The organism is Kosakonia sp. HypNH10 (genome assembly GCF_029850615.1).
GTDB lineage: Bacteria > Pseudomonadota > Gammaproteobacteria > Enterobacterales > Enterobacteriaceae > Kosakonia > Kosakonia cowanii.
Genome location: NZ_JAOTIU010000004.1, coordinates 289,854 through 314,990 on the forward strand (window position 1 = coordinate 289,854; position 25,137 = coordinate 314,990).

At 58.1% G+C, this 25,137-nt stretch carries 21 protein-coding genes; 9 read left to right on the forward strand and 12 right to left on the reverse strand.

Translation table 11 applies throughout. The features are described from left to right. Positions 1 to 250 precede the first annotated feature (250 nt). The 5 genes from N7V53_RS13715 to N7V53_RS13735 form a co-directional block, all read right to left on the reverse strand. Complete coding sequence (locus N7V53_RS13715; protein ID WP_279793699.1) at positions 251 to 601, reverse strand: putative T6SS immunity periplasmic lipoprotein; 351 nt, start codon at positions 599 to 601, stop codon at positions 251 to 253. 101 nt (positions 602 to 702) lie between these two features. Beyond that, entirely contained in the window at positions 703 to 1,101 is a 399-nt protein-coding gene (locus tag N7V53_RS13720; protein WP_279793700.1) for a putative T6SS immunity periplasmic lipoprotein, read from the reverse strand. Positions 1,102 to 1,106: 5 nt separating this feature from the next. Then, entirely contained in the window at positions 1,107 to 1,646 is a 540-nt protein-coding gene (locus N7V53_RS13725; protein ID WP_279793866.1) for a type IV secretion protein Rhs, read from the reverse strand. Positions 1,647 to 1,799: 153 nt separating this feature from the next. Then, entirely contained in the window at positions 1,800 to 2,228 is a 429-nt protein-coding gene (locus N7V53_RS13730) for a T6SS amidase immunity protein Tai4 family protein (RefSeq protein ID WP_279793701.1), read from the reverse strand. Positions 2,229 to 2,335: 107 nt separating this feature from the next. Beyond that, complete coding sequence (locus tag N7V53_RS13735) at positions 2,336 to 3,874, reverse strand: methyl-accepting chemotaxis protein (RefSeq protein WP_023480373.1); 1,539 nt, start codon at positions 3,872 to 3,874, stop codon at positions 2,336 to 2,338. Between the two features lie 270 nt (positions 3,875 to 4,144). Between N7V53_RS13735 and N7V53_RS13740 the strand changes: the two genes are divergently transcribed. From N7V53_RS13740 to N7V53_RS13755, 4 genes are read left to right on the forward strand one after another with little or no spacing between them, the layout of a single operon-like run. Next, positions 4,145 to 5,143 (forward strand): ABC transporter substrate-binding protein, encoded by a 999-nt coding sequence (locus N7V53_RS13740; RefSeq protein WP_124970144.1) that lies wholly within the window; start codon positions 4,145 to 4,147, stop codon positions 5,141 to 5,143. Further along, a complete protein-coding gene (locus tag N7V53_RS13745; RefSeq protein WP_042713937.1) occupies positions 5,143 to 6,177 on the forward strand; it encodes an iron ABC transporter permease in 1,035 nt (344 codons plus the stop codon). The genes N7V53_RS13740 and N7V53_RS13745 overlap by 1 nt, the downstream gene beginning before the upstream one ends. Beyond that, entirely contained in the window at positions 6,177 to 6,938 is a 762-nt protein-coding gene (locus N7V53_RS13750) for an ABC transporter ATP-binding protein (protein WP_042713938.1), read from the forward strand. Before N7V53_RS13745 ends, N7V53_RS13750 begins: the two co-directional genes overlap by 1 nt. A 15-nt stretch (positions 6,939 to 6,953) precedes the next feature. Next, a complete protein-coding gene (locus N7V53_RS13755) occupies positions 6,954 to 8,186 on the forward strand; it encodes an MFS transporter (RefSeq protein ID WP_279793702.1) in 1,233 nt (410 codons plus the stop codon). Here the strand turns inward: N7V53_RS13755 and N7V53_RS13760 are convergent. The 4 genes from N7V53_RS13760 to N7V53_RS13775 form a co-directional block, all read right to left on the reverse strand. Next, the gene (locus tag N7V53_RS13760; RefSeq protein WP_279793703.1) at positions 8,151 to 11,225 is read right to left on the reverse strand and encodes an efflux RND transporter permease subunit; all 3,075 of its coding nucleotides are present in this window, start codon (positions 11,223 to 11,225) and stop codon (positions 8,151 to 8,153) included. The genes N7V53_RS13755 and N7V53_RS13760 overlap by 36 nt on opposite strands. Then, positions 11,222 to 12,340: an efflux RND transporter periplasmic adaptor subunit gene (locus N7V53_RS13765; RefSeq protein WP_279793704.1), complete on the reverse strand. Its 1,119-nt coding sequence runs from the start codon at positions 12,338 to 12,340 to the stop codon at positions 11,222 to 11,224. The genes N7V53_RS13760 and N7V53_RS13765 overlap by 4 nt, the downstream gene beginning before the upstream one ends. A 78-nt stretch (positions 12,341 to 12,418) precedes the next feature. After that, a complete protein-coding gene (locus N7V53_RS13770; protein WP_279793705.1) occupies positions 12,419 to 13,615 on the reverse strand; it encodes an ATP-binding protein in 1,197 nt (398 codons plus the stop codon). After that, positions 13,612 to 14,307, reverse strand: a complete 696-nt coding sequence (locus tag N7V53_RS13775) for a response regulator (protein WP_279793706.1) — start codon at positions 14,305 to 14,307, stop codon at positions 13,612 to 13,614. Before N7V53_RS13775 ends, N7V53_RS13770 begins: the two co-directional genes overlap by 4 nt. A 110-nt stretch (positions 14,308 to 14,417) precedes the next feature. Between N7V53_RS13775 and N7V53_RS13780 the strand changes: the two genes are divergently transcribed. The 3 genes from N7V53_RS13780 (at position 14,418) to N7V53_RS13790 (ending at position 16,352) form a co-directional block, all read left to right on the forward strand. Continuing rightward, the gene (locus tag N7V53_RS13780; RefSeq protein ID WP_279793707.1) at positions 14,418 to 15,206 is read left to right on the forward strand and encodes a MipA/OmpV family protein; all 789 of its coding nucleotides are present in this window, start codon (positions 14,418 to 14,420) and stop codon (positions 15,204 to 15,206) included. A 131-nt stretch (positions 15,207 to 15,337) separates the two neighbouring features. Continuing rightward, positions 15,338 to 15,895 carry a GNAT family protein gene (locus tag N7V53_RS13785; RefSeq protein ID WP_279793708.1) on the forward strand — a complete coding sequence of 186 codons (558 nt, stop codon included), beginning with the start codon at positions 15,338 to 15,340 and terminating at the stop codon, positions 15,893 to 15,895. A gap of 10 nt (positions 15,896 to 15,905) precedes the next feature. After that, positions 15,906 to 16,352 (forward strand): GNAT family N-acetyltransferase, encoded by a 447-nt coding sequence (locus N7V53_RS13790; RefSeq protein WP_279793709.1) that lies wholly within the window; start codon positions 15,906 to 15,908, stop codon positions 16,350 to 16,352. Between the two features lie 30 nt (positions 16,353 to 16,382). Here N7V53_RS13790 and betA read toward each other — a convergent pair whose 3' ends face one another. The 3 genes from betA to betI are packed head-to-tail and all read right to left on the reverse strand — an operon-like array spanning position 16,383 to position 20,171. Further along, entirely contained in the window at positions 16,383 to 18,062 is a 1,680-nt protein-coding gene (gene betA / locus N7V53_RS13795; RefSeq protein ID WP_023480328.1) for a choline dehydrogenase, read from the reverse strand. 26 nt (positions 18,063 to 18,088) lie between these two features. Then, a complete protein-coding gene (gene betB, locus N7V53_RS13800) occupies positions 18,089 to 19,561 on the reverse strand; it encodes a betaine-aldehyde dehydrogenase (protein WP_279793710.1) in 1,473 nt (490 codons plus the stop codon). 13 nt (positions 19,562 to 19,574) lie between these two features. Beyond that, positions 19,575 to 20,171, reverse strand: coding sequence for a transcriptional regulator BetI (gene betI / locus N7V53_RS13805; RefSeq protein WP_023480351.1), 597 nt, complete (start codon positions 20,169 to 20,171; stop codon positions 19,575 to 19,577). 239 nt (positions 20,172 to 20,410) lie between these two features. On the opposite strand from betI, the gene N7V53_RS13810 reads away from it, so the two are divergent. Both N7V53_RS13810 and tssI read left to right on the forward strand, forming a co-directional pair. Then, positions 20,411 to 22,441: a choline transporter gene (locus N7V53_RS13810; RefSeq protein WP_023480491.1), complete on the forward strand. Its 2,031-nt coding sequence runs from the start codon at positions 20,411 to 20,413 to the stop codon at positions 22,439 to 22,441. A 283-nt stretch (positions 22,442 to 22,724) separates the two neighbouring features. Beyond that, positions 22,725 to 25,133, forward strand: a complete 2,409-nt coding sequence (gene tssI / locus N7V53_RS13815; RefSeq protein ID WP_279793711.1) for a type VI secretion system tip protein TssI/VgrG — start codon at positions 22,725 to 22,727, stop codon at positions 25,131 to 25,133. The last annotated feature ends 4 nt before the right edge of the window (positions 25,134 to 25,137 follow it).

The following is a 25,137-nucleotide window of genomic DNA, read 5'->3' on the forward strand; positions in this document are numbered from 1 at the left end:
CGCGGCTTATCCGGGAAGAGTTCAAAACGCTTTCCTTCATCAGTACTGAAAATCTCAGCCGAGACCATCTTTTCGCCGGGTTTCATGATCGAGACTGCGCAAACTTCATGATTCATCAAAAATAGATTTGTCGGCAATTCTCGTGTCATTTTGTCAAGAAAACCGATGCAGCCAGATAGGGTACATACTGCTACTATTAGCAAACTTTTCCTCATACTCCTTCTCTCTAATAAAAAATGCGGTATTAGTTTCAGTCGTTCGATAGCATGAATTCTGCAATGATCATATACATCCCATCTGCGGTATGAATATCCCAGGCCACACTATATTCGTTGCCATATTCAAAGGTGGCACCAAATAGCGGTAAACAGTGACCGTGGGGAACAGAGAGGGGTTTATCGTTAAACTGAATAAAAACAGGTTCAACTTTACTGCTGTAGATCTCTACTGCTGTCAACTTTTCACCCGGTTTCATTATGGATAATGCGCAAACGTTATTATCTTTTAAAACGACCGTTGTAGCGGTGCGTGGTGTAAATCTGTCGCCAGACCCAGGACAACCGGTAAGCAAAAAAGGCATTAATAAGATTACTTTTTTCATAAATTTTCTTCACCGCAGGAATAGCATCCTATAAAGAGAGGAAATGTAATACATGCTTCACTGCTCCGTTACTTCCCGTTACAGGAGAAATATTACTGGCTCTAATCAGGCGCACCGCTATTGAGCGATAAAAGCCGCCCATCAGGATCAATTGTCAGTGTAAATTTAGCGGAAATGAGTTGAAGATAGCCTTTAACGGGAAGGATGTGCCAATAAAAATAATAGGCATCCCCCGTTTTAAAGGTTGTGCCGAATAACGGTAAACACTCCCCGAGAGGGACATACAGCGGTTTTTCCGGAAACGTCTCAATTTTCTTTTCGCCGTCACGGCTATAAATTTCCACCGCGATCATTTTCTCACCGGGTTTCATAAGAGATACGGCACAAACTTTGTTGTTTTTGATATTAACTGCAGTTTCAGTGCTTCCTACCGCCTTATCGTAGAAACCAATACAACCAGTTAACAAAAAAAGCATTACCACACATGAAAGCTTTGACATAGGGATTATCTTCTTCCTGTCACAATTCGACGATAAAGGGATGGTATATCGCATAATGCATCTTTACCTCGATATTTCCCGGGTTTATTTTCGCCCTGTAATGTAAGCCACGTATTTATACCATAAATAAGTAACACCCAGTAGTCCGCCAGGATAGAGGCTTGCTGCTCAAGGGAGTAATCCATAATTTTCTCTTTATCAAGCTGATAAAAGTAATCTGCAGCCCAGCTGAATAGTCCTCGCGTTCGAACCCATTGACCATGCTGATGCTGCCAGACATGACCCATTTCATGCATGAAGGTGTGCTTGCTCGTCATATTCACAGTTGAATGAGAAAAGTCATCATGATATAGCTCTTTTCTGTACCAAATCTCTCCATTCGGCGCCATAACATAATCTGGATGCTGCAGCCCAAATGGAAAGTAGCTGTCACAGTGGATCCAGACGCGGCTATACACAATCGCATCGCCGTAAAATTGACGTGCCATGGCAATTTCACCGAGCGTCATCAGACGCAATGTTCCCTCTCTACGTCCTGTAGTCATCATTTATTCCCTCTCACAATAACAGCGCAGGATTATCAATAAATCTCTTCACTGCTGCGCAGAGGGAATAAGCAGAAAACAAAAATTCAGATTATTTTTTATAAAGACGCGTTAGAGGGGTAATTAAATTACCCCTCGTTAATTGCCGGAATCTTATTTACCGCGTTTTGCTGAAGCATGATCCTGCGCCCAACTGCGCTCGGGATGCGGCACAAAATCTTTGACCTGTTTTGCAAGCTCTGCGCTGTGATACATGTCGATGCATTTCATTAGATTGAGTTTTACATCGCTGCCCTGATGTGAGTGATACTCTCCTGCAAGATAGCGGTCGGCCAGTTCGCCCATCTTCCCGGCGCCCTTTTCGGCATCATACTCGCTCCAGTTATCAAAACCGCCAGCGCTGGCTGATGCGTCTTTACTGGCAGCGGGTTCACTGGCGTACGCTTTCGCTACACAGAGTGCCAGTGCGGCATCTTTGTAATTCTGCCCATAGGTTCGGCTTGCAGCTTCAGGTTGAGGCGCAGCGCTTACCCCGGCGCTCAATAGTAAAATGGTGATTAACGCGCGAGAAAACCCTCTCATCCATGGCTCCCTTTAAAACAGAGGTTGAGCAGCAGAGCGTAAAGCAAAGCACATAAAAAAGGCCAGCCACATAACATGGCCGGCCTCAGGTTAACGACTGCGCCCGATTAGCTGAGCTTAAACACCGCTACCGCCTCTTCCAGCAACTGAGACTGCTCTTTCAGCGAGTAGGCTGCCGCAGAGGCTTCTTCAACCAGCGCGGCGTTCTGCTGGGTCACGGTATCCATCTGCGCCACCGCGAGGTTGATCTGATCGATTCCGCGGCTCTGCTCACCGGTAGAGAGCGCAATTTCCGACATCAGTTCGGAAACCTGCTTCACCGAGTTGATAATACGCTGCATGCTCTCACCCGCGCTGGTGACGCGATCGCTGCCCACCAGCACCTGACGACCAGAGAGCTCAATAAGCTCTTTGATCTCTTTCGCCGCCACGGAGGAGCGCTGCGCGAGGTTGCGCACTTCGGTTGCTACCACGGCAAAACCACGGCCCTGCTCGCCTGCGCGTGCCGCTTCGACGGCGGCGTTGAGCGCCAGGATGTTGGTCTGGAAAGCAATGTCTTCGATGATGCCGATAATGGTACCAATCTTGCCGGAGCTGGTTTCAATCTCCTTCATCGACACTACGGCTTCTTCAACAATCGCATTCCCCTCTTGCGCCGCGCTGCGCATATTCCCCGCCAGGCTGTTGGCCTGCTGGGTGTTTTCAGAGGTGTGCTTCACGGTAGAGGTGAGCTCTTCCATGCTGGCAGCGGTCTGCCCCAGCGAAGCGGCCTGCTCTTCGGTACGCGCCGACAGATCGGTGTTACCCGCAGCGATCTCTTCTGCGGCGTAAGCCACGCTCTGGCTGGAGTTACGCACCTGAGAGATGATCTGCACCAGCGAGAGACGCATCTGCTCCAGCGCGCTCATCATGCCGCCAATCTCATCTTTCGAGTTGGAAACCACCGGCAGATTTAGCTCGCCCGCCGCCATTTTCTGGCAGTGCAGACGCGCGGCATCCAGCGGCGACAGCACACGGCGACGCAGCAGGATAAAGATCCCCACGATGATCAGCGTAAACAGCAGCGCAAAGACGCCGAGGGTCACCATGCTGTTCACGAAGCGGTTCTGCGCCTCCGTGTTCAACTGCTGGGCATACTTTTCACGGAACGCCAGCAGGTTATCAAGGGTGATCTCGAACTGGCGATCCAGCTGAGGAATGGTAGTGCTGACCAGTTGGTTGAAGCGCGCGGTGTCGTTGTTTTTCGCCGCATCCATCAGCGGACGCAAACCGTTATCAACATAGTTCTGCCAGGCCTGGCGATAGGGCGTGGCAAGCGCATCTTCACCGGCAACGCGCGGCGCAGCAAGATAGTTGTTAAACGCCGCCGAGGCTTTTTGCATCACCTCGTTGGCACTCTCAAGGGAGGCCTGCGTTTTCTGGCTATCGCCCAGCGAGGCGTTAATCATCGCCTCCATCAGGCGTACGCGCAGGGTACGGCTATGGTTAATCGGATCGATGACCGACAGCACCACGCGGATCTCTTTGTTTACGTTATCCAGCGAGTCGTTACTGCGGGTAAGCGACCAGAGGTTAGATGCGGAGCTGATAAGGAAGATAGAGAGTAACAGACCAAAAACGAGCAATGAAAAACGCCTGACTGACATAGTGATCCCTTGAGTGATAGAGCGACAAAACGATGTGGCACCGCATAAAATGCGAATTGCCTTAACAGTGTTATCGACCAAAAGGGAGCGAAATTTAAATTAAATAAACACATTTACACTTTTAATGAATCATCAAAATTCATTCATCAAACAAATTTTACTCCCCTTCACGCAAAGAAGATCTCGCATTCGTAATAGGATTCATTATCATTGCGAAACTATTTCGATGATTCCATAAATCACCATAATGTTAATGAAGGATAGTGTTGAATGAAGAAGGTTCTCTGCGCGCTGGGGCTGGCGCTTGCCTCATTAAGTTCTGCTTATGCCACCACATATCCCCTCACCCTTGAAAACTGCGGCTACAAAGAGACCTTCACCAAAGCCCCTGAGCATGTGGTCGCGCTGGGGCAAAACACCGCCGAGATCCTGCTGCTGCTTGGCTTAGAGGATAAAATCGCCGCCACCGCCTTCTGGCCGACCAAAGTCCTGCCACAGCTGGCTGCGCAAAATGCGAAGATTAAAACCCTGACGGTGGAGATCCCGACGCTGGAGTCTGTGCTGGCGCAAACCCCGGATTTCGTCGCTGCGCAATCGCCGCTGCTGCTGGGGCCGGAGAGCAAAGTGGCGAAGCGCGAAGATCTCGCCACCGTCGGCGTTAACAGCTATATGTCGCCAGGTATGTGCGCCACCAAAAAGGGCACCGGCGATATGTACGGCAGCCGCCAGAAGCTGTGGGACATGACCTACCTCTACCAGGAGATCGAAGATTTCGCGAAGATCTTTAACGTTGAAGATCGCGGCCAGGCGCTGGTTGCCGACTTCAAAAAACGCGAAGCCGATCTGCGTAAAGAGTTCGGTAAAAACAAAAAAGATCTCTCTTTCGTCTTCTGGTTCTCCAGCTCATCACCTTCCGCTGATGCCTACGTCGGCGGCAAAAACAGCGCCTCCGGCTTTATCGCCAATGTGCTCGGCGGCCATAACGCCATCACTACCGAAACCGAGTGGCCGACCGTTGGCTGGGAGAGCATCATTGCCGCCAACCCGGATGTGATCGTCGTTTCCAGCCTCGACCGCAACCGCTGGGCGCTGGATAACGCGCAGGAGAAGATTAAGTTCCTGAAGAGCGATCCCGCCGTCAGCCAGCTTGAGGCGGTGAAAAAAGGCCATATCGTGGTGATGGATGGCCAGGCGATGAACCCCACCATTCGCACCATTTATGGCGCAGAGCAGGTTGCTGAACAGCTGAGAAAGATGGGGCTTAATTGATGGCAGCGTTGCACCCAACGCGACAAACGTTGTGGTTAAGTAGTGCCGCGCTGCTTGCCGTTGTGCTGCTGGTGGTGGTGATTGCGGTAGGAGCCAGCGTCGGCGAACTGGCGATCCCGTTACCCAGCGTTTTCTATGCGATTGGCAATAAGCTTGGGCTCACCGCCGAGCCGCTCAACCGCATCTATGAAAGCGTGATCTGGGATTTCCGCCTCAGCCGCTCGCTGGTCGCCGCCTGCTGTGGCGCGGGGCTGGCGATTTGCGGCGCGGTGCTGCAAAGCCTGCTGAAAAACGCCCTGGCCGAGCCGTATGTGCTCGGCGTCTCGGCGGGCGCATCGACTGGTGCGGTCTCGGTAGTGGTGCTGGGTCTTGGCGCGGGCGCGGTATCGCTCTCGGCGGGCGCCTTTGCCGGAGCCTTTGCCGCCTTCGCGTTCGTGGCATTTCTCACCAACGGCGCGCGCGGCGGCAACGAGCGCACCATCTTAGCCGGGGTTGCCGCTTCGCAGCTCTTTAACGCCGTCACGGCGTATACCATCAGCACCTCCGCCAGCGCCCAGCAGGCGCGCGACGTGATGTTCTGGCTGCTGGGCAGCTTTAGCGGCGTGCGCTGGCCGGAGTTCCAGCTGGTGCTGATCGTGGTGCTGATTGGTCTGGCGGTCTGCCTCTACTATTCGCGGGCGCTGGATGCTTTCACCTTCGGCGATGATGCGGCGGCCTCGTTAGGCATCGCCGTGCCGTGGGTGCGCCTCGCGCTGTTTACTACCACGGCGCTGATCACCGCAACCATTGTCAGCATGGCTGGCTCCATCGGATTTGTCGGGCTGGTGGTGCCGCATATGATGCGCTTCTTCTTTGGGCCGCTGCACCGCAGGCTGCTGGTTGCCTGTGCGCTGGCGGGCGCGATTTTGATGGTGCTGGCGGATATCGCCTCACGCATGCTGATTGCTCCGCAGAGCCTGCCGGTGGGCGTCGTCACCGCGCTGGTTGGCGTGCCGTTCTTCGCGTTTATTATTTACCGTTCAAGGAATCGCTAATGAGCATCGCCGCTGAAAACATCACCTGGAAGGTGGGTAAGAAAGTGATCGTCAACGATGTCTCACTGACGGTTGCGCGTGGCGAAACGGTAGGTCTGCTGGGGCCGAACGGCTCGGGGAAATCCTCTCTGCTGCGCGTGCTGGCGGGGCTGCGCCGTCCGCATAAAGGACGCGTATTGCTCGACGGGCAGAACCTTCACCGGCTGCCCAAAAAGCAGCTCGCCCGCCGGGTGGCGTTTGTTGAGCAGCACGGTATGACCGATGCCAATATGCGCGTGCGCGACGTGGTGAAACTGGGGCGTATTCCGCATCACTCCCCTTTCTCCAGCTGGAGCACGGAGGATGATGAGACCATCTCCGCCGCGCTGGCACGTGTCGACATGCTGGAGAAAAGCCAGCAGGGCTGGCTGACACTCTCGGGCGGCGAGCGGCAGCGCGTCCACATTGCCCGCGCGCTGGCGCAGATGCCGTCAGAGATCCTGCTCGACGAGCCGACCAACCATCTCGACATTCACCACCAGCTCCAGCTGATGAAGCTTATCAGCGAGCTACCGGTGACCAGCATCGTCGCCATTCACGATCTCAACCATGCGCTGATGTTTTGCGACAGCCTGATTGTGATGCAGCACGGTACTGTGGTGGCGAGCGGTACGCCGCAGGCGATCCTCACCGAAGATCTGCTGTGGGAGGTGTTTCGCGTGAAGGCGAAAATCACGCCATCGCCCTGCCATGATAAAAACCATATCCACTTCATCGCCTGACGTCAGGATTTCCGCATGTCTTTTCCCCACCTGCGGCCAGCGAAACAGCTCTGGCCGCCTGTTTTACTCGGTAGCCAGTTTGTTTTTAATATCGGCTTCTACGCCGTGGTGCCCTTCCTGGCGATCTTCCTGCGCGATGACTTACTGCTCTCCGGCGGGCTGATTGGCCTGGTGCTTGGGCTGCGCACCTTCTCCCAGCAGGGGATGTTCTTTATTGGCGGCGCGTTATCGGACCGCTTTGGCGCGCGCGTCATCATCCTCTGCGGCTGCATTATTCGCGTCGCGGGCTACCTGATGCTGGCGTTCGGCCACTCGCTGGGGCCAATTATTATCGGTGCCTGCCTGACCGGGATCGGCGGCGCACTCTTCTCCCCCTCGATTGAAGCGTTACTGGCGCGCGCCGGTGCCCACAGCGAGAGCCAGGGCAAGCGCAGCCGCGCCGAGTGGTTTGCGCTTTTTGCCGTCTGCGGCGAGCTCGGCGCGGTGCTTGGCCCGGTAGCGGGCGCGCTGATGACCGGCCTCGGCTTTCGCCAGGTGGCGTTAGCAGGTGCTGGCGTGTTTGTTGTGGCGCTGATTGTGCTCTTCTTCTGCCTGCCGCCCGCGCCGCCAAAACGCCAGACGCTGGCGGTCACGCCGTGGTGGACCACCTTTCGCCAGCCGCGCTTTGTCGCTTTTATCATTGCCTACAGCTCCTGGTTACTGAGCTACAACCAGCTCTACCTGGCGCTGCCGGTTGAGATCCAGCGCGCGGGCGGCAGCGAAAAAGATCTCGGGCCGCTGTTTATGCTGGCCTCGGTGCTGATTATCACCCTGCAACTGCCCCTCGCCCGCCTGACGCGCCGCATTGGTGCCGCGCGCATGCTGCCGGTGGGCTTTTTGCTCATCTCCGCAAGCTTTGCCAGCGTCGCGCTCTGCGCCGCCAGCACACCGCCTGCGGGCTGGATGCGGCTGCTGCCCGCCATCAGCTTCGTCTCGTTATTAACCCTCGGGCAGATGCTGCTGGTGCCTGCGGCGAAAGATATGGTGCCGTGGTTCGCCGACGACGCGACGCTCGGCGCGCACTATGGCGCGCTGGCGACAGCGGGCGGTTTTGCCGTGCTGGCGGGCAACCTGCTGTTTGGCAGCCAGCTCGACCGGGCGTTAACCCCCTCGGTTGAGGCGATCTACCCCTGGTTGCAGCTGGCTATCTTCCCGCTCTGTAGCGCGGTGGCGTTAATCTTTATCTGCCGCCCGATGCGCAGGGGCTAAGCGGGCGCTCAGTTGCAGCACCAGGCTGAACGCGGCGGGTAGCACCGTCAGCGTCACCAGCGTTGCCAACAGCAGCCCGCCGATAATGGCGTAAGCCATCGGCCCCCAGAACACCTGATGGGAGATGGGAATCATGCCGAGGATCGCCGCACAGGCGGTCAGCATAATCGGCCGCGCGCGGTGCTCCGACGCGGCGATAATCGCCTCATCAGGTTGCATCCCTCGTTGCAGATTGCTGTCCACTTCGCTAATCAGGATCACCGCGTTGCGGATGATCATCCCCGCCAGAGCAATCACCCCCAGCAGCGCGACAAACCCCATCGGCGTCCCCGTTGGCAGCATCGCCAGCACAATCCCCGGCAGGCCAAACGGCGCCATGGTGACGGCCAGCAGCATGCGCGAGAAGCGCTGAAGCTGAACCATCAATAGCAGCAGCATAATAATCAGCGTCACCGGCAGCACGGCATACACCGAGCCGTTGCCTTTGTCCGACTCGGCAACGGTGCCGCCCTCCTCAATGCGATACCCGGCAGGCAACTGGCCGCGTAGCTTATCCACCGTCGGGCGCAGGCCGGACGATACCGCTTCCGCGCGCAGGCCCGGCGCGAGATCCGTCTGCACGGTGATAAAGGGCAGCCGCTGATGACGCCAGATCACCGGGTCGTCCAGCCCCCACTCCGGCGTCGCCACTTCGCTCAGCGGAATTTTTGTGCCGTTAGACGTCGGCAACATCAATGTGCCGAGCGTACCGATATCGAGCCGCTCGCGATCGTTACCGCGCAGCACCACATCCACCAGCCGATCGTTATCCCGCACCGTAGTCAGCGTCGCGCCGGACCAGACGGTATCAAGCATCCGGGCAATGCTTTCCGAGGAGACGCCCGCCGCGCGCGCCGCAGTCTGATTAACCTGTAAGCGGATCATCCGCTCCGGCTCCCCGGCGGTCAGGTTCACTTCCCGGGTCAGCGGCGAGCCGCCAATCTGCGCCGCCAACTGATGCGCCAGCGTCTGCACTTTTGCATAATCCGGCCCGCTCACGCGGTAGCGTACCGGCCAGCCCACCGGCGGCCCCAGTTCCAGCGGCGACACGCGAGAGGTAATCGCGCTGAACTGGCTTGCCAGCAGGGTCTCCAGCTGTTGACGCAGCCGGTCACGGGCGGCGAGATCTTTTGCCACCACCACCAGTTGTGCGGTGTTCTCGTTGTCCTGCAAAACATCCATCGGCAGATAAAAACGCACCGCGCCGGAGCCGACGTAGCTGCTGTAGCGATCGAGATCCTGATTACCGGTCATCGCCCGCTCAAGGCGCTCCACCTGCTTTTGCGTCTCGGTCTGCGAGGCGTTCGCGGGCAGCGAGAGGGTGACCAGCAGCTCCGGGCGATCGGAGGCGGGGAAAAACTCCCCCTGCAAATAGGTGGTGCCGACCAGCGACAAACCCAGCGCCAGCAGCGCCAGTGCCAGCGTGGTCAGCCGCCAGCGCAGCGCGAGGCGCAGCAGCGCCTGATAGCCGCGCTTCAGCCTGCCGACGCGATCGCCGTGCTTATCGATACGCGCGGGCAGCAGCCAGGTCCCAGTGAGCGGGGAGAAGAGGATTGCCACCAGCCACGAGCAGAGCAGCGCGATCAGCACCACGGCAAACAGCGAGTAGCAGTACTCCCCGGCGCTGGAGGCGGCAAAGCCGACGGGAATAAACCCGGCGATCATCACCAGCGTGCCGGTGAGCATCGGAAAGGCGGTGGTTTTGAAGGCATAAGTAGCGGCTTGCCTGCGCGACTCCCCCGCCTCCAGACGTGCGACCATCGTCTCCACGGTGATCATGGCATCATCCACCAGCAGCCCGAGCGCGATAATCAGCGCGCCGAGGGAGATGCGTTGCAGGCCGATCCCGGCGAGCATCATCCCGGCGAAGGTCATCGCCAGCACCAGAGGAATGGCGGCAGCCACCACCAGACCTGCGCGCAGGCCCAGCGAGACAAAGGAGACGGCGAGCACAATCACCACCGCTTCCACCAGCACGCGGACAAAGCCGCTCACCGCCCCGCTTACCACCTGCGACTGATCGGCCACTTTCACCATCTCAATGCCGTGTGGCAGTTGGGCCTGGATCTGCGCCATGCGCTCATCCAGCGCCTTGCCAAAGCGCAGCATATTCCCGGTCGAAGCCATTGAGATCGCCAGCCCCAGCGCCGGTTGCCCGTTAACGCGAAACTGCGGCGCGGGCGGCTCTGCGGCCTGGCGGGTGACGGTGGCGATATCGGTGAGTGGAATATAGCGATCGTTGATATGCAGCGTCACCGCCCGCAGGCTCGCTTCGCTGCTTAACGCGCCGCTGACGCGCAGCGCCACGTTATCCTCGCCGGTGCGGATGGTGCCTGCGGGCGCGATGGCGTTTTGCGCCTTCAGCGCCGTGCTGATCTGCTCAATATCGAGCCCCATTCCCGCCAGCTGACGCGGGGAGAAGGCGATAACAATCTGCTCCTGCTGATCACCGATCAGGCTGATTTTGCCGATATCGTGCAGCGACATCAGGCTGCGGCGGATGGTCTCCAGCCGATCGCGCAGCTCACGCGGCGAGTAACCGTCGGCAGTAAAGCCATAGATGGTGCCGAAGGTGTCATCAAACTCATCGTTGACCTGCGGCCCCTGCGCGCCCTGCGGCAGATCGGCAGCGCTGTCCTGCATCTTTTTCCGCACCTGGTACCAGATGCCAGGCACCGCTTTCGGCGGCGTGTCATCACGCAGGTTGACGTTGATAATCGTGCTGCCAGCGCGGGTTTCGCTCTCAATAAAATCGAGGTGCGGAACCTCCTGTAACTTCTTCTCCAGCACATCGGTGACCAGCTGCGTTGTCTCTTCGACGCTGGCACCCGGCCACTGAGCGGTGACGACCGCCGTTTTGATGGTGAATGCCGGATCTTCATTACGCGGCAGCTGCTGATAGCAGAGCACGCCCATCACTATCACCAGCAGCATAAAAAAGGTGACCAGCTGCTGATGTTCCAGCGCCCAGGCCGAGAGGTTAAAGCGCGAGCGTTTCATGGCTGTAACTCCCCGGCGATCACCTGCTCACCGGCGCGCAATTTGCTGACGCCCGCGGTAATCACTCTGTCGCCGGGGCGCAGGCCGGAACGGATAAACACGGATGAGGCGCTATAGCCGCCCAGCGTCACCGCGCGCGGCTGCGCCCGGTTTTTCTCATCAATCACAAACAGCGCCGGTTGTTGACCAAGACGGCTTAATGCCGGGGCGGGCACCGCAAAGCCTGCGGATGCTGACTCCGGCAGCGCAATGGTGGCGCTGGCACCGAGCGCCATCGCCGCGGGCGGGTTTGCCAGCGCCAGCCGCACCTGCCAGGTGCGCGTCTGCGGATCGGCCTGCGGGCTGATATCACGCAGGCTGCCGCTCGCCTTCACCGACGGATCCGCCAGCAGCGCAACGGTGAAAGTTGCGTTTGATGCCAGCTGGCGCGGGTCGGCAACCGCAAACACCACGTCGCGCGCCTCGCTGGTGGCGAGAGTAAAAACCGCCTGCCCGGCGCTGACCACCTGCCCGGCAGAGGCGTTAACGCGCGTGATGATGCCGTCTGCCGGGGCGACCAGCTGCGTCCAGCTCAGATTCTGCTCGGCATTGCGTAATGCCGCAGTGCTGCTTTTCAGTTTTGATGATGCCGACTGCCAGTCGGCGCGGGCGCTGTCGAGCTGCGTGCGGGCAATCGCGCCGGAGGGCATTAATGCCTGCATCCGTTTCAGATTCAGCGCCGCCACCTGCTCAGCCGCGCGGGCGCTCTCCACATCGGCGCGGGCGCTGGCGAGCTGGTTTTTACCGGTTTCGCTCTCAAGGGAGGCCAGCACCTGCCCGGCATGCACCCGCGCGCCAATATCCACCTCACGCGAAATCATGCGGCCATCCAGGCGGAAAGCCAGCGTTGTCTCATCATGAGCACGGATCTCGCCGGTGCGCACCGTTTGCGGGTTTGCCGCACTGTTAGCGACGACCAGGTAACGCACCGGACGCGGAGGTGCCGGTTTGTCGGTTTTTTTCTCGCCACAGCCGGTCGCGGCCAGCGCCAGCAATATCAGCAGAGGAAGCCCGCGGACAGCGTGCAAAAGCCTGTGCGCGAGCGGGCGTGCGTAAGGGATAAACTGTTCTGACATAGCGCCACTCCGGATCGGTAATGGCGCTATTACAGGCGTGACGCGTCGAGATTCAGCCCACGTTTCGTCAAGGTTTTATCAAGGCTGCAACTTTTCTTGCGCCCCGGCAGCGTGAGGAAGGTGAAGGGTGATTGTCAGCCCGCCCGCTTCCGGCAGCGCGGCGCTGATGCTGCCGCCGTGGGCATGGACAATCGCCTGGGCGATGGATAACCCAAGGCCGCTGCCGCCGGAATGGCGCGCGCGCGAAGTCTCGGCCCGCGTAAAGCGATCAAACATCAGCGGCAGAAAATCAGCCTCCACGCCGGGGCCGTCATCGGTGAAATCAATCAGGTAGCCGCTCGCCTGTGATGTGAGCGTAATAAACAGATGGCCGCCCTGCCGCCCGTAACGCACCGCATTCTCCATCAGCACGGTAAAGACCTGCCCTAAGCGGAAAGCGTCTCCCTCCAGCGGCGCGGGCGCTGGCGCGGTCAGGGTAAAGGTGAACCCGGCGGCGTCGGCCTGCGGTTTCATCCACGCCGCGCGTTCGCGCAGCAGATCGTCTAAGAGCAGCGGCTGGCAGTTGAGCATCAGTTGCCCGGCGTCGGCCAGCGAGAGCAGGTGCAGCTCATCCGTTAAGCGGCGCAGCAGTTGTAATTGCTTCATCACCATCGACATCTGTGCAGGGCTCGGCTCAAACACGCCATCCAGCATCCCCTGCAGGCGACCAATTGCGGCAGTAAGCGGTGAGCGCAATTCGTGAGCCATCGCCACGTGGGAGGCGCGCAGTTCACGCTCATAGCGCGCCAGCTGGCGGGTCATGCCGTTAAAGTCGCTGGCGAAGCGCACCATTTCGGCGGGCGCCTCTTTTACCAGCTCCGCCTGTGCGCCAAATGTTCCCTGCGTAACCTCTTCAGCGGCGTCGCGCAGGCGGCTAAATTGCAGGGTCAGCGGGCGGGCATAGCGCAGCCCCATAAAGACGATAAAGGGGATCATCACCAGCACCAGCACGCTGACCAGGATCCAGTCCGTCGAGGCGATAGAGGGGGTGGAGTAGCTCAGCCCCCACCAGGTATCGACGATTTCATGAAAGCGCGTCGGGTTGATCTCCGGGTTCTCTTTCAGTAGCAGAAACTCGGCGCGCACCGGCGCAGGCATGGCGTGCAGGATCCAGACATTCTGCACGGCGTAGCGCAGCCACATACAGAGCGCGATGATGATCACTGTGCCGATCGCCAAAGCGAGGATGCGCACGCAGATCCAGCGCCAGAGCGACTGTTGAGCTAAATTTTTCATGGTTGAGCGAACCTGTAACCGACGCCGCGCACGTTGCTTAACACGCCGCTGACGCCCGCGTTTTCCAGCTTTTTACGCAGGTTGTAGACGTGCGTATCGACCACGCGCTCCAGCGCTTCGCTTTCGGGCAGGCAGTGTTCCAGCAGATGCTGGCGGGAGAAGGCGCGCGTGGGATGGCGCATCAGTGTCGTAAGCAGGGAGAATTCCGTCGGCGTCAGCTCCAGCGCGCGCGTCTGGTTATCGTCTTGCGTGACGGTCACGCTAATGGCGACGGTGTCGACCGCGAGGTTGTGCCAGCGCAGCACCTCCTCCTGAGTTTCCGCGCGCTGCGTGCGCCGCAGTACCGCCTGCACGCGCGCCACCACTTCGCCGGGGTGATAGGGCTTCACCACATAATCATCCGCGCCGTAGCGCAGCGCGCCAATGCGATCCGGCGCATCGCCGAGCGCGGTGACCATGATCACCGGCACATCGCTTTTGCGCCGCAGCGCCGCCAGCACTTCGCTGCCGTTCATGCCGGGCAGCATCACATCGAGCAGGATCAGATCGGGCTTGCAGCGCTGCGCCAGCTCCAGCCCGGCAAGGCCGTCGCTCGCCAGCGTCACCTCATAATTTTCACGGCGCAGATAGGCCTCCAGCACGCCTGCCGCATCTGCGTCATCCTCAATCACCAGCACTCTTTTCGCCACCATTTCCCCACCTTGACCGTTTCTTAACACTTTGCTGACGGTTTATTGATACGACCTGTCTATCTTCCCTTTCAGCGCTTGCGCACACCCTTTCCCACCGAAGAGATGTGACGATGATAACCAGAAAACGTACGTTGTATAGCCTCTGCGCCCTGCTGGCGACCACCGCCTCTGCGGCGCACGCCGATGATGATCCATCGGCACAAAATGGCGTCACTGTAGGCATCGGCGCACAGTCTGCGCCGCGTTACAGCGGTTCAGACAAGCAGCGCCTGCAATTCGTTCCGCTGATCCAGGCGCGCGATAACGCCCTCTTCATTGATTCGCAAAAGGGCATCGGTTACGACCTGCAAAGCGAGAACGGCTTCTATCTCGAACATACGCTCGGCTATGGCCTCGGCCGCGATGACAGTAACTCCTCCTGGCGCGATGGCGCGGATAACCTGAAGGGGATGGGGAAAATCGATGCCACGATGAATACGGCGTTTGCCGTCGGCTGGTCGATCACCCCGTGGCTCTCTGTTGAAGGCAAAGCGACGCTGCCGCTGACCGACAGCCAGGGCGTGCAGTATCAAACCTCGGTGACGCTACTGCCGGTGCAGAGCGCCAGCGATACCGTTGCACTCCAGTCCGCTGCCCTGTTTGGCGACAGCCGCTACATCAACACCTTTTATGGCGTCAGCGCGCGGCAGAGCCAGCGCAGCGGTTTTCGCCCCTATGATCGCGCGGGCGGTTTCTACGGCGTCAACAGCTCGCTCACCTGGAGCCATCAGTTCGACGAACACTGGGGAACGCTGCTGAGCGCGGGCTACACCTGGCTTGGCGATCGCGCGGGCGACAGCCCGATTGTCTCGCAACGCAATGAGGGCACCGGCACGGTAGCCGTAACCTGGACCTTCTGAACAGGGGGAGATGGTGAAAAAAGAGGATTATCAGCTGGTGGGGAAGATCTGGTTTGGCTGCTTACTGGTTTACCTCGGCGCCTATCTGACATATATCTCTTTGTAATGATTGCCAACAAAACAGCGATGAGATGAATAAAGACGCCCACACTAACGCCCTTTGCCTCGACACGCCACGGCTGGTCTGCACGCAAATCGAGGAACTGGATCGCGATTTTTTTAGCCGCCTGATGGCGAGCAATGAGGTGCAGCATTACATCTCGGACGCGCGCGCGCCAGAGGAGATCGAGGAGGCTTTCACCGCCCGCTTGCCGCACTGGCAGCCGGGGAGTGCGCACTGGCTCTGCCTGGTGGTGCGCGACAGAGCGAGCGGTGAAAGGCTCGGCGTCACCGGCTATATCCATCGCGAAGCGGACTGCGCCGAAGTGGGCTTTCTCTTTGCTCCCGAGGCGCAGGGAAAAGGCTATGCGCGCGAGTCGTTACAGGCGGTGTGCGATTTCGCTTTCCATAAAGGCGGCATCCGGCGGCTGACGGCGACGGTCACCGCAGGTAATCACCCCTCTCGCCGCCTGCTGGAAAAGGTGGGGTTTGTGCTGGAGGGCGAACTGCGCGAGAGCTACTGGCTGCATAACCGCTGGCACAATGACTGGCTGTTTGGCCTGCTGCGCCAGGATTATCTCCATCAATAACGAGGGTGTTATGACGCTGAACATCACCGCCGTTACCCCGGAAGTCGACGGTTTTCAGACGCTGAAACAGGCGAGCGTGGCGGAGGGATTTAATATGCTGCGCAGGCTTGAGGAGAACTGGCTCAACCAGCACAACCGCTTTGATAAGCCGGGTGAAATGCTGCTGGGCGCGTTGCTTGACGGCAAACTGGTCGGCGTCTGCGGGCTGAATATCGACCCTTTTGTGCAGGCGCAATGCGCAGGTCGGGTACGCCACCTCTATGTTGCCGCAGCCTGTCGCAGCCAGGCAGTGGGCAGCGCGCTTTTGAGGGAGATTATCGCCCACGCCGCGCAGAGCTTTGATCATCTCTACACGCATGCACCGCATGCGGCGTTCCGCTTTTACCAACGCGCAGGCTTTGTGCCAACGAAAGGGATTGAGCGGGTGACGCACTGCCTGCGGCTGGGGCAAAACTAGCCGGTAAGATTGCCCTACCGGCTTTTGACGTTACGCGCGCATCGGCTCGCCGCGCACCGGGCGGTCGCCCGCCACGAAGTAGTCGGCATTGCTGCGCGGCAGCGGGGTGCGGCCACGGATATTATCGGCAATCTTCTCGCCAATCATAATGGTGGTGGCGTTGAGGTTACCGGTGATGATCAGCGGCATAATCGAGGCATCGACCACGCGCAGCCCTTGCAGGCCGTGCACGCGCCCTTCCCCGTCCACTACTGCCATCTCGTCGCTGCCCATTTTGCAGGTGCCGCACGGATGGTAGGCGGTTTCGCCGTGGTTACGCACAAACTCATCCAGCTGTTCGTCGGTCTGGCACTCAATACCGGGGCTAATCTCACGCCCGCGATACTTATCCAGCGCCGGCTGGTTGATGATCTGGCGCGTAATGCGGATCGCATCGCGGAACTCCTGCCAGTCCTGCTCGTGAGCCATGTAGTTAAACTGAATGGCCGGGTGCATACGCGGATCGCGCGATTTCAGGCGCACAAAGCCGCGGCTCGGCGAGCGCATGGAGCCAACGTGGCACTGGAAGCCGTGGGCTTCAACCGCGTTGCTGCCATTGTAGTTAATCGCCACCGGCAGGAAGTGGTACTGAATGTTCGGCCAGGCGAACTCTTCCCGGCTGCGGATAAAGCCGCCGCCTTCAAACTGGTTGCTGGCCCCGATGCCGGTGCCGTTAAACAGCCACTCAGCGCCGATTTTCGGCTGGTTCCACCACTTCAGCGCCGGGTAGAGCGACACCGGCTCTTTGCACTCGTACTGCAGGTACATTTCGAGGTGATCCTGCAGGTTTTCCCCGACGCCCGGCAGATCGTGCACCACGGGAATGTCGAACTTCTTCAGCAGATCTGCCGCACCGACGCCGGAGCGTTGCAGGATCTGCGGCGACGCGATAGCACCCGCGCAGAGCAGCACTTCGCGGCGCGCATGCACCTGCTGCGGCGTGTTGCTGGCACCGTGCAGATACTCAACGCCCACCGCCCGCTTGCCGTCGAACAGAATTCGATCGGTAGTGGCATGGGTGATGATGGTCAGGTTGGCGCGCTTTTTCGCGGTATCGAGATAGCCGCGCGCGGTGCTCGAGCGACGCCCGTTCGGCGTCACAAAGCGATCCATCGGGCCAAAGCCCTCTTGCTGATAACCGTTGAGATCCTCAGTGCGCGGATAACCCGCCTGCACGCCCGCTTCGATCATCGCCGCAAACAGTGGGTTGTTGCCCGGTTTGCAGGTGGTGATGCTGACCGGGCCTTCGCCGCCGTGGTAGTCGTTCGCGCCGATATCACGCGTTTCCGACTTGCGGTAGTAAGGCAGGCAGTCGAGATAGGTCCAGCGCTCCAGCCCTGGTTCCTGTGCCCAGTTATCGAGATCCATTGCGTTGCCGCGCACGTAGCACATGCCGTTGATCAATGACGATCCGCCCAGCCCTTTACCGCGCCCGCACTCCATGCGGCGGTTGTTCATATGCGGTTCGGGCTCAGTTTCATACGCCCAGTTGTAGCGTTTTCCCTGCAACGGGTAAGCCAGCGCCGCAGGCATCTGCGTGCGGAAATCAAAACGGTAATCGGGACCGCCCGCCTCAAGCAGCAGCACGTTGACGTCGCTATCTTCGGTCAGTCTTGTTGCCAATACGTTCCCTGCGGATCCGGCTCCGATGATGATGTAATCAAATTCCATTAGTCGCTCCTCAGGTTAAAATTCACTCAAAATACAGACTGGAAACGGGTCATTTCGAGCTGCACAGACTTCACCTGGGTGTAGTTTTGCAGCGTCATCAGGCCGTTTTCACGCCCGACGCCGGAGTGCTTGTAGCCACCCACCGGCATTTCGGCGGCGGATTCGCCCCAGGTGTTGATCCAGCAGATCCCCGCTTCAATCTGATGAATGACGCGGTGCGCGCGGTTGAGATCCTGCGTCACTACGCCAGCGGCCAGACCGAAGTCAGTAGCGTTGGCGCGGCGCACCACTTCCTCTTCGCTTTCATAGGTGAGGATCGCCATTACCGGCCCGAAGATCTCTTCGCGCACGATGGTCATCTCATCGCGGCAATCGGTAAAGACCGTTGGCGCAACCCAGGCACCGTTATCGAACTCGCCGCCAGTCAGACGTTTGCCGCCGCAGAGCAGGCGCGCGCCTTCATTGATGCCGGATTCGATATAGCGCATCACGTTGTCGCGGTGCGGGAAGCTCACCAGCGGCCCGAAGTTGATGGCCGGATCGTTCGGATCGCCCGCTTTAATCCGCGCCACGCGATCGGCGATCTTCACTTCAAACTCGGCCTGCCATTTCGCCGGAACAAACACGCGCGTGCCGTTGGTGCAGACCTGGCCGGAGCTGTAGAAGTTGGCCATCATCGCGATATCGGCAGCGAGATCGAGATCCGCATCTTCAAAGATGATCAGCGGCGATTTACCGCCCAGCTCCATGGTGACCTCTTTCAGGGTCGAACCGGCGGCGTTTGCCATCACTTTTTTACCGCTGGCCACACCACCGGTGAAGGAGACTTTGTCGATGCCCGGATGCTCGGTCAGCAGCTGGCCGGTGACCGCGCCGCTGCCCGGCAGAACGTTAAAGACGCCGTCCGGCAGGCCCGCTTCGGTGTAGATTTCCGCCAGTTTCAGTGCGGTGAGCGGTGTGACTTCGCTCGGTTTGAAGATCATCGCGTTGCCCGCAGCCAGCGCTGGTGCGGATTTCCACAGCGCGATCTGGATCGGGTAGTTCCACGCGCCGATACCGGCGACCACGCCAAGCGGCTCGCGGCGGGTGTAGACAAAGGAGGTGTCGCGCAGCGGGATCTGCTGCCCCTCCAGCGACGGGATCAGCCCGGCGTAGTACTCCAGCACATCGGCACCGGTGACAATATCAACCGCCTGGGTTTCGCTCAGCGGCTTACCGGTGTCGAGGGTTTCCAGCGCGGCCAGCTCGTCATTGCGCTCGCGCAGAATATCCACCGCGCGACGCAGGATGCGTGAACGCTCCATCGCCGTCATCGCGGCCCAGATTTTCTGGCCTTTACGCGCGCTTTCGACTGCGCGATCGACATCGGCCTGCGCCGCTTCGTGCACTTCGGCTAATACTTCGCCGTTGGCCGGGTTGATGGTCTGGAATGTTTTTCCAGCCGCGGCGGGAACGTATTGACCATCAATATAGAGCTGCTGTTCTGCGAATCGGGACATGATTCCTCCTTCCTCAGGGATTCTCTGCGCCAGCCAACTGCTGGCGGATGAATTGGGTGGTGAGCGTTCGGGCAACGTCCGGGTTGAACGGTTTGCCGCTCAGGGCTGCGCGCAGCCACAGGCCATCAATTAATGAGGCCAGGCCGTGCGCTGCCAGCCGGGCCTGCTCGCGCGGCAATTCGCGGCGAAACTCCGCCGTCAGGCTGGAGAAGAGGCGTCGGCTGCTGACGCGCTCAAGGCGGCCCAGCTGCGGTTGATGCATGCTGCTGGCCCAGAAGTCGAGCCACGCTTTCATCGCCGCGCTATGCACCTGGGTTTCGTCGAAATTGCCGTCGACAATCGCCAGTAAACGCGCTTCGGTCGTGGCCTGGGCTAACGGTTTCAGGCGTACCGCCACCGCATCGCGCAGCTGGCGCGTGATGTCGCGCATGGTGGCTTCCAGCAGGCCGTTTTTGTCCTTGAAGTAGTGGCTGATGATGCCGGTCGATACCCCGGCCCGGCGCGCAATCTGCGCAATGGTGGCGTCGTTAATCCCGACGTCGTTGATCGTATCCAGGGTCGCATCAATCAGTTGCCGACGGCGTATCGGCTGCATTCCCACCTTTGGCATGACTCCCTCTTCCACCGCAAAGTAAGGGCTCTATTTAATCTTTTTTTGATTGCACGTTCAATATAAAAAAAGAATTTGTTAAGGTAATGTACCTGCGCTGTTACAAAAACGAAGCGGCAGTGTGTAAGCTGTAGCAGGCTCAATCCGTAACAAAAATGAGGGAAAAACAACAAGAAAAGAGGCAGCACGTTGCAAGTAATCTTTTGATTTATTTACAGGAAATTAACCAGAGGTAACCGATGATTAATCCACCTGCCAGTGAAAAAGACAGAATCAATCCTGTGGTATTCTACACCTCCGCCGGACTGATTCTGACATTTTCACTTGTCACCATTCTCTATAGCGATCTCGCCGCGGCGTGGATCCAGACCACCGTGAACTGGGTGTCGTCCACCTTTGGCTGGTACTACATGCTGGCCGCCACGCTCTATATTGTCTTTGTCATCTATATGGCCTGTTCCCGCTACGGGGCGATCAAACTCGGGCCAGAGCAGTCAAAACCGGAATTTAGCCTGTTAAGCTGGTCGGCAATGCTGTTTGCCGCCGGGATCGGCATCGATCTGATGTTCTTCTCCGTCGCTGAACCGGTGACGCAGTATATGCAGCCGCCGGAAGGCGCCGGGCAGACAATGGAAGCCGCGCGCCAGGCGATGGTCTGGACGCTGTTCCACTACGGCTTAACCGGCTGGTCGATGTACGCCCTGATGGGGATTGCCCTCGGCTACTTCAGCTACCGCTACAACCTGCCGCTGACCATCCGTTCCGCGCTCTACCCGATTTTCGGTAAACGCATTAATGGCCCGATTGGCCACACGGTGGATATCGCGGCGGTGATCGGCACCATTTTCGGTATCGCCACCACCCTCGGTATTGGCGTCGTGCAGCTTAACTACGGCCTGAAAGTGCTGTTTGATGTGCCGGAAGGGTTAACCGCGCAGATGGCGCTGATTGTGCTGTCGGTGGTTATCGCCACCATTTCGGTCACCTCCGGCGTCGATAAAGGCATTCGCATCCTTTCTGAACTGAATGTCGCGCTGGCGCTCGGGCTGATCCTGTTTGTGCTGTTTATGGGCAAAACGGATTTCCTGCTCAACGCGCTGGTGCTGAACGTGGGCGATTACATCAACCGCTTTATGGGCATGACGCTGAACACCTTTGCCTTTGACCGCCCAACGCAGTGGATGAACAGCTGGACGCTCTTCTTCTGGGCCTGGTGGGTGGCGTGGTCGCCGTTTGTCGGCCTGTTCCTTGCGCGCATCTCCCGGGGTCGTACCATCCGCGAGTTCGTGCTCGGTACGCTGATCATTCCGTTTACCTTTACCCTGCTGTGGCTGTCGGTGTTTGGTAACGCCGCGCTGTATGAGATCATTCACGGCGATGCCGGTTTTGCCCAGGAAGTGATGGCGCACGCCGAACGCGGCTTCTACAGCCTGCTGGCGCAGTATCCGGCGTTTAAACTGAGCGCCTCGGTTGCCACCATTACCGGCCTGCTCTTTTATGTCACCTCGGCGGACTCCGGCTCGCTGGTGCTGGGTAACTTCACCTCGAAGCTGAAGGATATCAACAGCGATGCGCCGAACTGGCTGCGTATCTTCTGGTCGGTGGCAATTGGCGTGCTGACGATGGGGATGCTGATGACCAACGGCATTTCCGCCCTGCAAAACACCACGGTGATCATGGGTCTGCCGTTCAGCTTTGTGATCTTCTTTGTGATGGCGGGACTCTATAAGTCGCTGAAGGTGGAAGATCACCGCCGCGCCAGCGCCAGCCGTGAAACCGCGCCCTATATTCCGGCGAGCAACGATCGCCTGAGCTGGAAAAAGCGTCTCTCGCGCCTGATGAACTACCCGGGCACGCGCTATACCCAGCAGATGATGGAGACGGTGATCTACCCGGCGATGCAGGATGTGGCGAAGGAGCTGGAGCTGCGCGGCGCTCGCGTCACGCTGGAGAGTGTCCCTGCGGAAGAGGATAAACCGCTCGGCCATCTCGATTTGCGTGTGCACCTCGGTGAGGAGCAGAACTTTGTTTACCAGGTCTGGCCGCAGCAGTACTCCGTTCCCGGCTTTACCTACCGCGCGCGCAGCGGCAAGTCGCACTACTTCCGTCTGGAGACCTTCCTGCTAGAGGGCAGCCAGGGGAATGACCTGATGGATTACAACAAAGAGCAGGTGATTATCGATATTCTCGATCAATATGAACGTCACCTGAACTTTATCCATCTGCACCGCGAAGCGCCCGGCGCAAATATTGTTTATCCACAAACGTAATGTCATAAGGCCACGCAAGTGGCCTTATTTTTTCAGGCAGATGAATTTGCGCTAAGGGACAGTGCTTTTAGGAAAAATCTGCAAATACGACTCAGCTTTTCAATTTCATGCGTTGCGCTCTGTATCTGAAGATGTCGATCTGTAAAATGACTTCTTTCATGGAATGGTTGCGGATTGACGTTAAACGTTTATTCCCGCCAACCGTGAGCACAGCAAAAAACCAAAAAAAGAAACACCTCGCAAGCCTTTGAACGCGCGGGGCAATAGCTCCGGGAGAGTTGCTATGTTTGACCGTATCACCGTCACCCCGCCAGCCGGCGCCGAGTCGCTGATGTTCTGGAAACTTAACGGCACAGAAGTGATGTCGCGATCCTTTGCCCTGAACGTCACGATGTTAAGTGAAGATGGCAATATCGACCGTAGAGCGCTATTAGGGAAACCCTTAACTATTAAGGTGCCAACCCAGAGCCTGCAACCGCGTTATTTCAACGGCAAAATCACCGAGGTGAATCTGCAAAGCACCGAGCTTGATGGTGTGCGCTACGCGGTATATCTCCTGAAAATTGAATCCGATTTATGGCCGCTGCTGCGCGACCGTAACCAGCGTATTTTCCAGAACCAGCGCGTGCCAGACATTATTAAAACCGTGCTGTCGGAATATGGCGTTAAAACGGAAGATAAGCTGACCGGCGACTACCGTAACTGGGAGTATTGCGTTCAGTACCAGGAGAGCAGCTACAACTTTATTAGCCGCCTGATGGAGCTGGAAGGGATCTACTTCTACTTCCGCCATGAGGCGGATTCCCACACCATGGTGCTGATGGATGCGGCAGAGCATCATGAACCTTTCAGCGGATATGAAGTTATCCCCTATCACGCCACCCTTTCCGGCGGGTCGACGGATAAAGAGGGTATTGGTCAGTGGGCGATCAGCGAACGCGTTACGCCCGGCCTTTACAGCATCGATGATTACGACTTCCGCAAGCCGAACGCGTGGATGTTCCAGGCGCGGCAGAACCCTGCTTCGCCCTCACCCGGCCAGATTGACTATTACGAGTGGCCGGGTCGTTTTGTCGAGCATTCGCACGGTGAGTTTTACGCCCGCATCCGCCAGGAGGAGTGGCAGGCCGAGCAGCAGCGCATTGACGCCAACGGCACGGCGCTCGGTATCACGCCGGGTTATACCTTTACCCTCGGCAACCCGCCTTTTGCTGGCAGCAACAACGATTATCTCGTCGTCAGCGCCGCCTACACGCTGGAAGAGAACAGCTACGCTAGCGGCAGCGCTTCCGACACTATTCATCAGATCCAGTTTGTGGTGATACCGGCGGCAACCACCTTCCGTTCGGCACAACGCACGGAGTGGCCACGCACACATGGTCCGCAGACCGCCCGCGTAGTTGGCCCGCAGGGTGAATCAATCTGGACCGACCGCTATGGCCGCGTGAAAGTGAAGTTCCACTGGGATCGTCATGCAAAAGGCGACGACACCAGCTCCTGCTGGGTGCGCGTATCCAGCGCATGGGCTGGCCAGGGTTTTGGTGGGGTGCAGATCCCACGCGTCGGCGATGAGGTGGTTATCGACTTTATCAACGGCGACCCGGATCGTCCGATTGTCACCGGCCGCGTCTATAACGAAGCGAGCATGCCGCCGTGGGAGTTGCCGGGCGACTCAACCCGTATGGGCTTTATGACCCGCAGTAAAGACGGCAACAAAGATAACGCCAGCTATCTCTTCTTCGAAGATAAGCTCGGCAACGAGTCGGTTGACCTCCACTCCGAGCGGGATATGAACGTCTCCGTTGAAGGTATCCACAAGGAGACCGTGCATAAAGAGACGATCTATAACCATAAACTCACCCGCGCCATAACGGTGGAGGATCACGACACGCAGACCTTTAATAAAGGACAGACCATCTGCGTGAGCGCCGAAGGCCGTAAAGAGACGATTGTCGATAACGAGACCAAATCAGTCACCGGTTACTCCGACAACAGCTACACCAAGAATCTGGTGATCAAAACCGACGCCTCGGTCAGTACCCTTGCGGCAGATAAGATCATGTATGAAGTGCCGGAAGTGGTGTTTGGCCAGGTGGTGAATGCCCAGGGCCAGGAGTCGCAATTGCCGCCCGTGCCTACCGATCAGCGGATTGGTCCAATACCGAAAGAAGGCTCGGTGATCATTCCACATCCAGACCCGTTTAACGCAATGTCGCTTAATACGCCAAATGCGCTGGCTTACGCCACTAAAGTGACCTACAAAAGAGGTGTGGTGACCGATATCCAGGGCATGGAAATGCGCACAATTCATAAAAATCAGATGGTGAAGGTAAAGGGTAACGTAGGCAGAAGCATCGATGGCCGACTGGATGAAATCGTCCAGGAAGGTATCAAAATCTATTCGCCGAAGACAATTACTATCGAAAGCCCTGAGAAAGTAGAAATACTTTCGCCAGGTGAATATTATGAATACAAACACGCTTCATTGGGCGTAAAGTTAAATGATATCTCTTTTAATTTATCAGCGATCGGTATAAACCCCTTCGGAATGACATTGGGGGGACTGAAACTTGAGAACAGGACAATATCAGGTAGACGTATTGGTGGGGTGGTGAAATGGGCTGTCGCAGGCACAGATACTGAAATAACAACCTTTAAACAAGCGCTTAGTATGTTAACTACTTTCTTTTAGGGTA

Coding starts and splice junctions, on each gene's coding strand:
- N7V53_RS13715 (WP_279793699.1), bottom strand. CDS start 601: ATGAAAAAAGTAATCTTATTAATGCCTTTTTTGCTTACCGGTTGTCCT.
- N7V53_RS13720 (WP_279793700.1), bottom strand. CDS start 1,101: ATGTCAAAGCTTTCATGTGTGGTAATGCTTTTTTTGTTAACTGGTTGT.
- N7V53_RS13725 (WP_279793866.1), bottom strand. CDS start 1,646: ATGACTACAGGACGTAGAGAGGGAACATTGCGTCTGATGACGCTCGGT.
- N7V53_RS13730 (WP_279793701.1), bottom strand. CDS start 2,228: ATGAGAGGGTTTTCTCGCGCGTTAATCACCATTTTACTATTGAGCGCC.
- N7V53_RS13735 (WP_023480373.1), bottom strand. CDS start 3,874: ATGTCAGTCAGGCGTTTTTCATTGCTCGTTTTTGGTCTGTTACTCTCT.
- N7V53_RS13740 (WP_124970144.1), top strand. CDS start 4,145: ATGAAGAAGGTTCTCTGCGCGCTGGGGCTGGCGCTTGCCTCATTAAGT.
- N7V53_RS13745 (WP_042713937.1), top strand. CDS start 5,143: ATGGCAGCGTTGCACCCAACGCGACAAACGTTGTGGTTAAGTAGTGCC.
- N7V53_RS13750 (WP_042713938.1), top strand. CDS start 6,177: ATGAGCATCGCCGCTGAAAACATCACCTGGAAGGTGGGTAAGAAAGTG.
- N7V53_RS13755 (WP_279793702.1), top strand. CDS start 6,954: ATGTCTTTTCCCCACCTGCGGCCAGCGAAACAGCTCTGGCCGCCTGTT.
- N7V53_RS13760 (WP_279793703.1), bottom strand. CDS start 11,225: ATGAAACGCTCGCGCTTTAACCTCTCGGCCTGGGCGCTGGAACATCAG.
- N7V53_RS13765 (WP_279793704.1), bottom strand. CDS start 12,340: ATGTCAGAACAGTTTATCCCTTACGCACGCCCGCTCGCGCACAGGCTT.
- N7V53_RS13770 (WP_279793705.1), bottom strand. CDS start 13,615: ATGAAAAATTTAGCTCAACAGTCGCTCTGGCGCTGGATCTGCGTGCGC.
- N7V53_RS13775 (WP_279793706.1), bottom strand. CDS start 14,307: ATGGTGGCGAAAAGAGTGCTGGTGATTGAGGATGACGCAGATGCGGCA.
- N7V53_RS13780 (WP_279793707.1), top strand. CDS start 14,418: ATGATAACCAGAAAACGTACGTTGTATAGCCTCTGCGCCCTGCTGGCG.
- N7V53_RS13785 (WP_279793708.1), top strand. CDS start 15,338: ATGAATAAAGACGCCCACACTAACGCCCTTTGCCTCGACACGCCACGG.
- N7V53_RS13790 (WP_279793709.1), top strand. CDS start 15,906: ATGACGCTGAACATCACCGCCGTTACCCCGGAAGTCGACGGTTTTCAG.
- betA (WP_023480328.1), bottom strand. CDS start 18,062: ATGGAATTTGATTACATCATCATCGGAGCCGGATCCGCAGGGAACGTA.
- betB (WP_279793710.1), bottom strand. CDS start 19,561: ATGTCCCGATTCGCAGAACAGCAGCTCTATATTGATGGTCAATACGTT.
- betI (WP_023480351.1), bottom strand. CDS start 20,171: ATGCCAAAGGTGGGAATGCAGCCGATACGCCGTCGGCAACTGATTGAT.
- N7V53_RS13810 (WP_023480491.1), top strand. CDS start 20,411: ATGATTAATCCACCTGCCAGTGAAAAAGACAGAATCAATCCTGTGGTA.
- tssI (WP_279793711.1), top strand. CDS start 22,725: ATGTTTGACCGTATCACCGTCACCCCGCCAGCCGGCGCCGAGTCGCTG.